The 13,672-nt window shown below is 40.2% G+C and carries 10 protein-coding genes; 4 read left to right on the top strand and 6 right to left on the bottom strand.

What is annotated here, in order from left to right:
• Positions 1–496 precede the first annotated feature (496 nt).
• Complete coding sequence (locus H5123_RS03155) at positions 497–2,602, bottom strand: TonB-dependent siderophore receptor (protein ID WP_182697010.1); 2,106 nt, start codon at positions 2,600–2,602, stop codon at positions 497–499.
• A gap of 260 nt (positions 2,603–2,862) precedes the next feature.
• Between H5123_RS03155 and H5123_RS03150 the strand changes: the two genes are divergently transcribed.
• Together H5123_RS03150 and H5123_RS03145 are read left to right on the top strand one after the other, a co-directional pair.
• Complete coding sequence (locus tag H5123_RS03150; RefSeq protein WP_182697009.1) at positions 2,863–4,035, top strand: PepSY domain-containing protein; 1,173 nt, start codon at positions 2,863–2,865, stop codon at positions 4,033–4,035.
• On the top strand, positions 4,035–4,511 hold the full coding sequence (locus H5123_RS03145) for a hypothetical protein (RefSeq protein ID WP_182697008.1): 477 nt from the start codon (positions 4,035–4,037) through the stop codon (positions 4,509–4,511). The genes H5123_RS03150 and H5123_RS03145 overlap by 1 nt, the downstream gene beginning before the upstream one ends.
• A gap of 92 nt (positions 4,512–4,603) precedes the next feature.
• Here H5123_RS03145 and H5123_RS03140 read toward each other — a convergent pair whose 3' ends face one another.
• The 4 genes from H5123_RS03140 to H5123_RS03125 all read right to left on the bottom strand — a co-directional run bounded on the left by H5123_RS03140 (position 4,604) and on the right by H5123_RS03125 (position 9,807).
• Entirely contained in the window at positions 4,604–4,930 is a 327-nt protein-coding gene (locus tag H5123_RS03140; RefSeq protein WP_049763595.1) for a YkgJ family cysteine cluster protein, read from the bottom strand.
• A 504-nt stretch (positions 4,931–5,434) separates the two neighbouring features.
• The gene (locus H5123_RS03135; RefSeq protein ID WP_182697007.1) at positions 5,435–6,166 is read right to left on the bottom strand and encodes a hypothetical protein; all 732 of its coding nucleotides are present in this window, start codon (positions 6,164–6,166) and stop codon (positions 5,435–5,437) included.
• Between the two features lie 97 nt (positions 6,167–6,263).
• Complete coding sequence (locus H5123_RS03130; RefSeq protein WP_404948296.1) at positions 6,264–8,183, bottom strand: alkaline phosphatase; 1,920 nt, start codon at positions 8,181–8,183, stop codon at positions 6,264–6,266.
• Positions 8,184–8,202: 19 nt separating this feature from the next.
• Positions 8,203–9,807, bottom strand: coding sequence for an alkaline phosphatase (locus H5123_RS03125; protein ID WP_182697005.1), 1,605 nt, complete (start codon positions 9,805–9,807; stop codon positions 8,203–8,205).
• Between the two features lie 455 nt (positions 9,808–10,262).
• On the opposite strand from H5123_RS03125, the gene H5123_RS03120 reads away from it, so the two are divergent.
• Positions 10,263–10,484, top strand: coding sequence for a penicillin-binding protein (locus H5123_RS03120; RefSeq protein ID WP_182697004.1), 222 nt, complete (start codon positions 10,263–10,265; stop codon positions 10,482–10,484).
• A gap of 485 nt (positions 10,485–10,969) precedes the next feature.
• On the opposite strand, the gene H5123_RS03115 is transcribed toward H5123_RS03120, so the two are convergent.
• Positions 10,970–11,581: a Yip1 family protein gene (locus H5123_RS03115; RefSeq protein ID WP_124016455.1), complete on the bottom strand. Its 612-nt coding sequence runs from the start codon at positions 11,579–11,581 to the stop codon at positions 10,970–10,972.
• Between the two features lie 365 nt (positions 11,582–11,946).
• Between H5123_RS03115 and H5123_RS03110 the strand changes: the two genes are divergently transcribed.
• A complete protein-coding gene (locus tag H5123_RS03110; protein ID WP_182697003.1) occupies positions 11,947–13,551 on the top strand; it encodes a methyl-accepting chemotaxis protein in 1,605 nt (534 codons plus the stop codon).
• Positions 13,552–13,672: the final 121 nt, after the last annotated feature.

Genomic DNA, 13,672 nt, shown 5'->3' with positions numbered 1-13,672 from the left:
TCGCCCTAAATAAGTAATGCTTATGATAAAGACCCTTAGCCATACAGCGCAAGTAAGAGTTAATACTATTTTAGCTAATTAGGTTTATTTTCGAAGCTAAGTAGCTTAAATAAGCTCAACGAAATAATAAACAGCGGCATATCTATTCGCCTGTCAAAGTGAGGGTATTTATAAGCTTTGGCTATACTTGTTTCGATTATCACTCTTTTATAAGCGCCAAAACCAGCGGCAGATTGAATCGTCAATAAGGCGATATAGTTTAGACGACGAGCTCAACGCTATCTTTGTGTTGGGCCTGTAAATAATTTTATATATCAGCTGTAAAAGTAAAAACCTCTTTTTATGTTTATAAAAAGAGGTTTTTTATCAATCAATATATTGCCTGTTAGCGTGGTTACCGCACCGATTATATTGATGTGGTAACCAACGCATTAAACGCAAATACTTAAATTGATGGCATAAATTCAGTCGTTACGCGGTAGCGTATTCATGCCACTTAGAAGCGATAAGTTAAGTTCACCGAACCATTCACAGGTGCGCCGTAATAGCCTATTGTCGCCAAGCTAGTAATGTACTTTTCATCGGTGAGATTATTAATGTTCGCTCTTAGGTTTAGATCGTCAGAAATGTTCCAACTTGCAAAAGCATTAACCACTAAATAGGCATCTTGCTCTACTTTAGGATCAACGTTTTTGGTTTCTGATTGCCATCTGCCGCCTAATCCAACGCTTACTTCTGGCAATTGTGGGATGGTATAATCCATCGAAAAGTTAACCACGTTTCGTGCTGCCCACTCATTTGCTTCAGCGCCGTTGTCATCTTCTATATCAAGCAGCGTATAAGCGAATACTGCATTGAGGTTGTCTGTGATGCGTCCCGTTACTTCAACTTCAAATCCTTTCGATTCGACGTTTACACCTTTATAAAAATAGTTTCCGTTAGCATTAAGGCCGGCGTAGCTAGCGAGGTTATTTTGCTCAGCACTAAATAGTGCAAAGGTAGCCATTAAATCATTATCAAGCCACAGGGTTTTTAGCCCCAGTTCGTAATTGACGCCTTTAGTTGGGTCTAAAAAATACCCATCGTAATCATATTGCTCTTGTGGTTGGTAAATATCTGAATAACTGAAATAGGTATTTATATCCTCTGTGATGCTGTAAACCACGCCTGCATAAGGGCTTAATTCACTCTCATCGTTGTCAATATCAACACCGCTATTAATACCTTCGCGGGTATATTTAATCGCATTAAAACCAGCAACGACAAATAGGCTGTCATTGATATTGAACTTAGTCGAACCATAAGCGCGCAGTAAACTAACATCTATGTCAGAGTACTCGATTTTATCGGCCCATTCTGGCTCAGGAATAGCATCGAGATCGTAAGGGAAGGCCGGCGTGGGCCCATATGCCGGAGTGGCAGTATAATCAAATGGGTGTTGGTACATGTATTTTTTACTTTTTGAACCGCTTAAGCCTAAGGTCAGTTCGTGATCTTGACCAAATAAGCCGTAATGACCAATTGTGGTGATATCTAATATATCGGCTGAAAATTCAGTGTCATAGCGACCTGGCGACCCCATTAACCCTAAACCCGTTTCTTTATCAATGGTACCAGAAGCATAAAATAGCTTACTTTCATCTTCTAATCCTTGATGATTATAGGCAACTTTAAGATCCCAATCGTTAGGCAGTATGTAAGTATACTCAACAAACGCGGTTGTATTAATGGTGTCCCACATGGTCCAGTCTTGACTTGTAGTCGCACTAGTATCCCACTCAGCTTGGGTACCGTCAGTATAGTTAAATACTAATCCACCCCAGGTATTACCGTCTGTGTTGGCATCTTGGTAAGAAAACCCTAACGTTAAGGTTGAGTTATCTGTTAACTGACCATCAACGACAGCGTAAAGATAACCACGGTCATTTTCTAGGCCATCTAGGTATGACCCTTTGTCTTCTACTACCGCAACAACTCTACCAGCCCAACTACCGCTTTCTGTTAATAGGGCAGAGTAATCAGCCTGTACGCGCTTAAAGTCATCTGAACCGTATGAGATGCCTACTTCACCTTCATTTTCATTCGTCGGGCGTTTACGCACATAATTAATGGTACCAGCAGAATTACCTATCCCGGTTAGTAGGCCGTTAGCGCCACGAATAACTTCAATTTTTTCATAACCATAAGCTTCCATTGCACCAGTGACTATCCCCCAGTCATTTGGCAATCCAACGCCATCAATTTGGGTACTTTTAATTTCAAAACCACGAGAAGTATATTGTGTGCGGTTGGTTTCCCATTCTTCAACATTAATACCAGTAGCAAGACGAAGTACGTCGTTAAGATTATTAGCGCCAAAATTAGTTATTTGATCGTTGGTGACCACACTGATTGATTGAGGTGTCTCATTAATCTCCATGGTTAAGCCTGTTGCGCCTTGGCTAACGCGTTTATAACGTACACCTAAAATTTGGATTTTTTCAATGTTTTGATCATTGTTGTCAGCATTTTGTTGTTGTTCGGCTGCTAGGGCGAAGGGCTGTACTACAAAGCCCATCGCCAAAACTAATGATGAAAGTGCAAATATGTGTTTCGGTTTCATGTTTTGCTTTACCTGTATCTTTTTCAAACGATGAATAATATTAACGGCCAACCATAGCGCTTATTAGATGCTAATGTTATTGCTAACGATTATCATTAGCAAATATAATTAAGGTCAGATTGATAAAAATGCGAGGATTAACCCAAAATTTACAATTGATAATAATTATCACTCAATATTTGTTGAGATTGGTTATCAATCGTATTAGCATGTGCGGGATATTCATGTATATAACGACAGCGAACAAATTTGGAAAACAGATGGCAAAACGTAGTAATCGATTTTGGTTTAAGCTTCATGGCTGGTTTTCATTACCCGTATGGATAATATTTTGTTTTGTGTGCCTTACCGGGACCATTTCAGTGATAAGTCATGAGTTAACCTGGCTGACCAATCCTGACGCTCGCGCAACTAATCCGCAAAATTTGACTGAAAAGCCGATGTCAGAACTCGTTGACATTGTGCAACAAGCGCACCCAACAGCAAACATCACCACAGTGATGAGCTTTGAGTCTTATCTAGTTAATGCAGTGATCTTTAGTGATAGCGATGTGCCTTTTGCTATCGCTTACGTCAATCAATACACAGGCCAAATACAAGCAATCAACCTTGGCATGACCTTCACTAATTTTATGCGTTCCTTACATGGCTGGTTGCTGTTTCCTTGGCACAGTAATTACAGTGTTGGCTATTACATTGTCTGTTTCATGGCCATTGTTATGTTAGGAGCGCTGGTATCTGGACTGGTGATTTATAAAAAGTTCTGGCGCGCTTTTACTCAGCCTAAATTACGAATAAACCAAGGTAAAAAAACGCTGCTTGCAGATCTCCATCGATTGGCTGGCGTGTGGTCAATGTGGTTTTTAATGTTAATGAGCATTACGGGGTTATGGTATTTAGCACAGGCGATTATGTGGCACAATCATATCGAGATTGAAGAACATCCTCCTTTAGTGGAGGTCAGTCAGCTTATAACGACAACCGATGGTGCGCCAATTAGGCCATATACTTTGGCTAATGCACTTCATCTCGCAGAGCAAACCTTCGCGGATTTTAAAAGTACTTACATTATGCTTCCTGAGCACAATCGAGATACTTACAAAGTGTATGGTCAAGGAGATCACATTTTCTATGACCAATACGCTTATGGTGTGACGGTTAATCCTTGGAGCGGCAACATTGAAAGTGAAAGATCGCCAGCGGCAATGACGACGTTACAAACGCTATCACATATCGCTAACCCCCTGCATTACGGCACAATCGGCGGTCTGTGGACAAAAGTGATTTGGTTTATTTTTGGCGTATTTCTAACGGGTATGTCTATCACAGGATTTTTAATGTGGGGAAGTCGAACCGTAAAAGCTGCCAGAACCGAACTCGACGATTCGTTGACAATGCATAACTCATCGCTAGTCGAGCAGGAAGGTAACTAATGGCCCGCATTAAAAATACCATATGGAATCGTTACAAGTATAAAATAAATGGCTTAATGCTAGTGCTAGTCGGTTATTTTCTATATCAGTCTTTATTCCCGCAATTCCCTGAGGCATGGGAAACCCAAGCGGTCGGAGCTTTTGAAATAACACCTATGCCGTATAATCTTGATCCGCCATATCTTCACGATGGTACCTACACTAAAGATTTTTTATTATTGTTTAGTAAGGGGCAGGTAAACCAGATCCGTCAAGCATATTTAAATATTGGCACAGAGCCCTTACCATTAGAAACACTGCAAATGGGCGATGCAGGTATCTTGCATGGAAGTCAGCATGGACAAGAAGTTCATGCTATTGCGCCAGAAGTATTAACAGCAGAACACAAGGCGTGGTTAACCATTGAAAATTGGCAGGGGCAACAGCAAGTTATTAGCTGGAAGTTACCAGATGTATTTTATCAGTCATCAAACTAAACCATTGTAGCTTTTGGGACGGCTTGATTTCATTGAGCAGTTTGTTGATGTTAACTGTAATGGCATTACAGTTAACATCAACGTCTTAGGGCTTATATTCCGAAAGCTTCGCGTTCAGAGACACATTCGTATTCGGCCATTTCAAATTCACGGCAAATCAGTGGCCGAACTTCGTAAATTGAACACATCATAGTGTCTCGATCTAGCGCGGCACACCAACCATCATCAAGACGGCGCATTACTTCTCCGCCCCAATTATCTTTGGCTATATACACTTTAGGCACACCGGTTTCGGTGATTAACATTACTTCTAAGCGGCAACAACAGGCCTGGCAATTTGAACAGGTCACAGCTGCTGGTTGCTCTACAGCGCTTATCGATGCGGGAGTCGATGATTTATCGGACGACTCAGGGAACATGGTAATGATATTGGTGGGCATTTAAGGGCTGCAGTTGAACATTTGGACTAAGGATACCGTAATTTTGCGGCGTTGACGTTATCTTAGCGCAAATAATCATGAGATTGGGATACTCGCCAAACTCACTCAAAAGCGCTTGGTGGTTGAGGATGATAAGACAACCATTTTAGCGGTTGATACATGCTCGCAATAATAATGCCGCTACCACATAGGCAAGTGTCATCGCTGCTGAGTTTGTTGTCGCATGTGCCGTATTTTCATTAACCCAGCGCGACGTCTAGTAAGGTGTTGTCAATATTGAGCGAGAAGCCTTCAATCAGTCTAGTTTGTCACGGCGTTATGTTTAATGACCCGTATTACGGGAGTAACGCTTCACTTCCCTGTGATAGCGAGACAAATAGTCTGGTTAATGTTCAGTTTACTTAATACTGGGGCGCGAAGAGCGAAGATAACTGTCACGGCTTTGATCACATAAACCCATAAATACGATGGCTCATGCCAATGTTAATGCTGATGTGCTGACGATAATGAATTACCTTCACTGTCATAAAATCCTGATGCGCTGTGCTCAATAAAACCTAAGTTGATCATTTTTCTAAAAAATGGGTCATATTCACTATCGCCAATATCAGCAAAGTCGGTCGATTGGTACGCAGATAATGTATCTAACTGTTGTTGAATAATGTTGTTGTCGTAAGTTATTTCGCTTAATTGCCAATTTATGGCTTTATCTGCAGATTCACTTTTATCTGACAATACAGTACTAATGCGTTGTACTAATTTTTTTGCTGGAAACCACCATATATCAACTGTTTTTGTATTTGTTTGTTGTTGATAATGCTCAATTTTGTTGCAACCTTGTCCAGTAGTTTCAATGAGTGTTGACTGGTTTTTAAATAACGGATTCAGTAATTGTGCATGATATTGCCATGCTTGATTAGATTTCGTTTTGGTCGCTTCGTATTCAATTGCACGTTTATCATCCATAAAATATGAGGTTTTTTTCATGTGATTATTTGGCAGTGTGGTCCATTGTGTTGCTACTTGTTGATTGCTGATGTGAAATACCGAGTTTTGGGCTCTTAATAATACCAGTTGGTTTTGTTTGTTTGATGCCGCATCGTGAGTTGTTTGTTCAATATTATAAGTCGCCATAAGGGTAGTTGATTGGCAGTCTTCACTTGCTGAAGCAAATAACGGCAAAGTAATAGCGGTTATGAATAATAGAGTTTTCATGTGTTTCATCTTTTTGGCTGATTAAGTATCAAGGTGGAAGCTAAACGTTAAAGAATAGGGGCAAGCCCCTATTCTTTATTGATAACGTTTTACTTATTTACTGGGCTGTACCTGAAAGGTTGCCTGCGTAATCCATTACGTGAAATATTAAGCTTTGCTCATTAGTTCCTGTTATTAATTGGGCACCAGGTCCAACAGCAAAAACACCAACGTCTTCACCCGCATGCGTTTCACTATCGAGTGGTACTAACGACTCTTGGTGGAACCCCGCAGTTGATGTATCAACATCAGTTAAGTCAACGCGGCCTGTTACTGCTGCAGCTGCATAGCTTGCATCAGCATCGGTTTGTGCGCCTAAATTTCTAAAACCAAGGCCGTTGGCATAACCTAACGTTGTATAAGGCATGTCGTCTGAGGCTAAACTTGGCTCAGTCTCACCAATACCAACCACTTTACCTAAGATTGGGTTACCACGTTTAGGGTAGCCTGCAATGGTAAATACATGGCTGTGATCTGCTGTAACAATAATTAAGGTGTCTTCTTGGCTAGTTGCATCAACCGCTACTTGTACAGCCTTAGCAAACTCAATCGCGTCATTTAGCGCGTTGTAAGCATTTCCAGCATGGTGAGCATGGTCAATTCGACCAGATTCAACCATTAAGAAGAAACCTTTGTTGTTATTATCAAGCACCTTAATGGCAGTGGCTGTCATTTCTGACAAGCTAGGTTCACCAGCAATATCATTCTTACGATCAGCTTCGTATTGCATGTGTGATTCGTTAAATAAACCAAATACGTGTGGTGTTGTTTCAGTGTCGATAGCATTAAATGAAGTCTGGTCATATACATAAGCACTTGTTGCATACTTAGCTTGCCATTCGGCGGTTAAGTCACGGCCATCAGTACGGTCACCTTCAATAGTACTGACTGCGTCATTACTATTGTATGCTGCATCTTTAGGTAAAAAATGACGACGACCACCACCCATAACAACTTCAATACCATCAACATCTACACCGGTATATCGAGCTTCTAAGTTGGCTTCAAAATTGACTAACTGTAATGCAATATCTTCACAATTAGCGCGTTCAGGATTGTTGGCAATATCCATATCAGAGATATCTTCCCAGTCACGATCTGCTGACTTTGCATAAGTCGCAGCAGGTGTCGCGTGCGTAATACGTGCGGTAGAAATAACCCCCGTTGATTTACCTGCAATCTCAGCTAATTCTAAGGCCGTGATCATCTCAATGCCTTTAGTGCTAGCACAATTGCCTCGAACCACATTTTCGTCAACACCTAACACGCCAGCATCCGTTTTAATGCCCGACATCATCGCTGTCATTGTTCCTGCAGAATCTGGTGTTTGTGCATCAACGTTGTAGGTTTTTGCTAAACCAGAAAATGGGAACTTATCAAAGCTTAATTGGTTTTCTTCACCCATCATGCCTTTATTTTGACCATCTAAAATACGCGCGGCAGTTACAGTTGAAATACCCATACCGTCACCAACAAATAAAATCACGTTCTTAGCTGAGCCTTTAAGTGCTGTTATTTCAGCCGCGGTAGATGCTGTTGCAATCGATACGTTGGCATTATTTACTAATTGGCTATCTATTTTTTTCCAAACATCATCTGCCGTTTCTATTTCGGCAGCACCTTGTTTAAACCATGAGTTATTTAAACTGCTCAGCAGTTCGCTATCATTTACTGAGGTTGCGGCAGGCGAGCATACATATTGAGTGGATGTTATTTCAGACGCATCTAAAACGGTATCAGCATTGGTATCGATCCCCGAGTCGATTTGCACACCACCATTGAGACAATTTTCATTACCTACCGGCAAGGGAGTTTGTGTGATTAACGCGTTGTTTCCGTTAGTACCATTCGTTCCGTTTGCTCCATTTGAACCATTGATGCCGTTGCTTCCATCTGTGCCATTGTCACCGTTGTCGCCGCAAGCTGATAATGCAAAAACCAAAGAAACTGTTATTGTTGATAATATAAATTTATTCATCATAAAAACCTTATAGGGTCTATTGACCAACTAAACCAAGAGCACGATTGATTAAATGGAATACGACACTTTGTTCAACAATACCTTGAACTAAATGCGCACCTGGGCCTGATGTATGAATAGCAACATCTTCCCCCGCGTGAGTTTCGCTATCTAATGGAACAGTCACTTCTTGGTGATAACCTGGGGTTGTTGTATCGATTGCGGCAATGTCTTGACGGCCAGCGACAGCTTCAGCAGCATATGATGCATCGCCATCTGTTTCTGCGCCTAAGTTTCTGAAACCCAGTCCATTGCTATAACCTAATGTGGTGTAAGGATTGCCGTCTGAATCTTCACTAGGCTCAGAAGCACCAATACCAACAACTTTACCCAAAATAGGATTACCACGTTTAGGATAGCCAGCAATCGTAAACACATGGCTGTGATCGGCGGTGACAATAATGAGCGTTTCTTCATCATTTGTTGCATCTAATGCCGCTTGAACGGCATTTGAAAACTCAATAGCGTCATTAAGGGCTGTGCTTGCACTACCAGCATGATGTCCATGGTCAATTCGTCCAGACTCAACCATTAAAAAGTAACCTTTTGGATTGTTATCCAATACTTTAATGGCTTTGTCGGTCATTTGAGAAAGGCTTGGTTCGCCGGCAATATCATTGCCTCGGTCAGCTTCGTATTGCATATGAGATTCATTGAATAAAGCAAAAACACGTTCAGTCTTTTCTGTATCAATGGCATCAAATCCAGCTTGGTCGATAACGTATTTACCATTTGGATACATAGCGCTCCATTCTGCGGTCAAATCACGTCCATCGGTTCGATCGCCTTCAATAGCGCTAACGGCATCAACACTATTAAATGCGGCGTCTTTAGGGAGAAAATGTCGACGTCCGCCACCCATAACAACATCAATACCATTTACATCAACTCCGGTATAACGTTGTTCTAGATTTTTTTCAAAGTTAACCAGTTGAGATGCGATATCTTCGCAATTTGCACGTTCAGCATTATTGTCAATATCCATATCTGAGATATCTTCCCAGTCACGGTCTGCTGATTTTGCATATGTGGCGGCTGGCGTTGCGTGGGTAATACGAGCGGTTGATATCACACCCGTCGACAAGCCTTTTATTTCGGCTAACTCTAGAGCCGTTACGACTTCGTTGCCTTTAACGGAAGCACAGCTCCCACGAACGACGTCTTCGTCAACACCCAAAACACCAGCGTCTGATTTTAAGCCGCTCATCATGGCTGTCATGGTGCCAGCTGAATCTGGTGTTTGTGCATCTACATTGTATGTTTTAACTAGAGCTGAATAAGGAAATGTTTCAAAGCTTAAGTAACCTTCTTCACCAGAATTACCAGCTAATTGTCCTTTTAAAATCCGAGCAGCGGTAAGTGTAGAAATACCCATACCATCGCCAACAAACAAGATGACATTTTTTGCTCTTGTTGATCTTGATTGTTGTAATTTTTCGGTGATGGTTGCTTGACCGTCTTTATACCAAGCATTATTGAGTTGTGTGTCAGTCGTTGTCGCTGCGGTTGCAGAACCAGCGTATGTTGCCGAAGACAATATACTAGCGATAACCACTGATAAGCCTTGTTTGAGCATATTCATATTACCCTATGTTGTAGTTAAGTTATTTAAGGACCTAGCCATAACATAGAGGTTTACAATGAACATAAAGTAACACTTAGGTTACAATTTGTTTACAAGTGGGTTTCAGTTTTAATTATATCTATTAAGCTATTAATTTTTATAATTATTGAGTAATTGATACTGTCTTGTTATTTTGCAGATAAATAAACTTGCTACCTTGTCTGTACTTGAATTACCCTGAATGCAATTAACATCCAATACTATGATTAAATTAAATATTATATAAGTAAGTGATCATAAATAACTATCGTAATCTGAGTTCAAAGAGGTTAAGTTGTTTACCTGTAAAAGGGTACAGTTGAGTTCTAGTCTCGCTTGTGCGCTTGTTGACACAATCAATTTCAATGCTACCTAGTGGCAGAATGCTTGAGTTAGATGCTATCAATTCAAACTATCAGATAAGGACCTTCTATATGAGTGACAAAATAAGTGAATCGGCGCTAAACGCATTGAAAATCGCGTTTACTTACATGCCAAAATCAATTGAAGTGACTAAATATGAGTATGGTGATGATTACCAAAAGATTTTAGATCACATTGAAACAGTCAGGGAAATATTATTGATTAATGATGTCGATCCTGAAGAGGTTTATGGTGAGGTTAATCCTGAGAGTACGCCCAACTCATCGTACTGATAGGGTGAGTCTTGTTAGCTATCATTTTAGCCGTGTTAGAACACCAGGTTACAGATTTACATCCCCGAAGCCGGCAGATAACGTCAGCGTATTTATTGTGTGACGATATTTTTTCATTATAAAATGGTTTTTATGGTTGATTTTCATTCAGCAAATTCTCAATGGACTTAGCACAAAGTAAGATGTGTTTTTTGTGGAATGATAATCTCGCGGATTTAATGAGCCTTTATTACCTGTTTTTACGCTGTGCGACCGCATGAGTAAGATGGTGGTTTTACCTAAATAGGTTGTGGTTTTTTAGTATTCCTAGCATCCAGCATTGCGCTACAGTTATCTTGTTTGCTTAAGCTCAATAAAAAGCTGTTCATGTCTTGTGGGAGTCATCAGAAGATAATGCATCTCCTGATGACTTGATGCTTAACAGCTCATGTATCTTTGGCCAAATTGTTAAGGCGTTTTCCGTCGATGTACTCACAACATATGGTCTATCTGAATAGGTTCCAGATAATGGTATTGTCTGCACCAAGACTCCACAGCAATACAACGGCGGCCAGTAAAACCTCTAGTACTAATACACCAATGGCTAGCGTCGTGCTTGATATAATAAAGCCCTGTTGATTACTTATGCCTAAAAAGCTTGGTGTACCACGATAGAGTAAATAGCCTGTATAACAAATGCCCATAATGCAGGCGAGTGTACATAACCAAATCATAGGGTATATAGCAAACAGGCCACTTAAAAACATCGGTGTGGCAATATAACCGGCAAAGACAATACATTCATTTCTGCTTGGGCAATTAGGGTATTTACGCGCCAACCCATGGATCAAACTACCGACTATTGTCACTGCCGTTAAAATTAACACATAAAATAAAATTCCTAGGCTTAAACCGCTCTCCATTGAGACCTTGATTGTGTCTTCACCACCAAAAGTCCAGCCAAACTGTGTCGTACCAATAAAAGTACTGACCACCGGGATCGCCGCCAACCACAGTACATGACTCGTGTACAAATGACTGACCGTTTCATGTTCATTACTTATGTTGCGCCATTCTTTATCAGGATGATGTACAAGTCCCCAAACGTGATTAATCATGCTTCCTCCTCGCTTTTTTCAAGCTGCAGTTTTTTATAAAAACTAAGGTTACTGGCACACTACGGTGTGTCTTAAATAACAGTATAGGAGGTAAGCGCATATTTGCTTTATTCGGCGCTATTTTTATTATCCTTTAGTGAGTGGCAACTGCAGTTAAGAGTGTTTGCGCAATCATCATAAAAATCGCTGGCTTTGTTACTTTTCTCAAATAAGAGCAATATTTTTTACCCGTTATATATTCAATGTAATGATTTAAAGACTAAACCAGTTATTGCGATGACCCCAATTACTGAGACCCTAAATAGTGATCGATTAACGCTCGACTAACGTATTGACGTTGTTACTTTTTTTATTAGAGATCTATTATGTGGTTTAGTTCGAAAATTAGTCGGAAAGCGCTAGCATTGCAGCTAGTTACCACGCATCAGTCAGCTGCTGTTGTGGTCGATGCTCAGCAAAATATTATTGTCGTTAATGATGCTTTTAATCAATTAAGCAAGCGCTTAAAACAAGCTGGTCATAATCAAACCTTTACTTTATTGCTTACTCGTTATGACAGTAGCAGCAAAACTATTCGCTGTGATGAAAACCTACTCCTTAGTCAGCAAGTTATCCAACTGACTTATAAAAACTTAGAGTCTTGCTCACTTTATACGTTTGATGCTGTATCAACACCGTTATTAACTGAAAGTGTGTGGCAAGAGTTATTAGCTTTCAGTGGCAAGGCCTATGTTGTATTTGATAACAATGAAAAGTTAGTAACAGCTAATTTAGATCCCGTAAATACTGACTCTATTTATTTAAATCAAGCAGATATCAATTTACAGAGAACGTTAAAAAATGGGCTTAACAATAAAGAACACCTACTTTGTTTATCTGAGCAGGATAAGGTCTATGTTCATGTGGCGCGCCATCAAATAAATTCTGGTAATCAAAAGTTCACCGCCTATGTATTATCCCATCAAGAGCAAAACCAGCACATTAAGCAATTTGAAATGTTATCAAAGGTGGTAAGTAACACTAGCACTAGTGTATTGATCACTGATAAAAATGGTTTAGTTGAATATGTAAACCCTGGTTTTGAAAAACTTTCAGGCTTGACCCTTGCAGAAGTAAAGGGCAAAAAACCCGGTATACTTTTGCAACGAGAACAAACCGACAAAGAAACGATTAAGCGCATATCTCAAAAGCTCAAAGCAAAACAAGCCTTCTATGAAGAAATATTGAATTTTGATAAAAATGGAGTGCCATATTGGATTGTATTGGCAGTAAATCCGATTTTTAATGACAAGGGTGAGCACACAGGTTTTGTTGGTGTGAGCTCTGATGTGCGTGAAATCAAACGTATTGTGTTAGAACAGATTAATCAAAGAGATGCAATAAGCAGTCATTCGGCAGTGTTAGAGTTTAATCAAAGTGGTCAGTTTATTTCAGCTAATGACTATACTAAAAAGCAGTTAAATTTACACGACGATATACAAATGCAAAATGTAGTGGGAAATTTAAAAGACCACTTAGACCATTCTCGTACGCAGATGATCCAACGAGGCGAACCGACAGCAGTCATGATGAAACTGACTCATCAAGGGAATGAAGTGATTTTAGATTGTGTTATTTCTTCCATTACGGATTTGAATGGAAATATTTCTAAGTATATTGTTTTTGGTAGTAATGTTTCTTCTCGTAATAAGTTAGTGACCGAAACGCACAGTGCTATGTCTATAGTGTTGAGTAAAATTCAAAATACAGTAACGACCATTAATGCGGTCGCCGATCAAACTAACCTATTAGCCCTCAATGCAGCCATCGAAGCAGCAAGAGCAGGTGAAGCCGGACGTGGATTTGCCGTTGTTGCGGACGAAGTTCGTAATCTTGCGAAAACGTCAAATGACGCCGCGGTTCAAATAGGCCTACTCATCAATGAAACTCAATCTCATGTTGATGAGTTAGCTTCGTTTTTAAGTGAATAAGTTGAGCTCAACTCGTTTTAGCTGCCTATAAGTTGTTCAAAAGACGATAATAGAAGCCCACTTTAGTGAGTGGGCTTGGAATGATTTGGCTTATGCGTTGCTTGAATGAGCCGCTTGCTCA

The organism is Shewanella sp. SR43-4, assembly GCF_014163845.1.
Lineage (GTDB): Bacteria > Pseudomonadota > Gammaproteobacteria > Enterobacterales > Shewanellaceae > Shewanella > Shewanella vesiculosa.
Note: the sequence above shows the minus strand (reverse complement) of the source record. Positions and strands in the feature narration are given on the sequence as shown.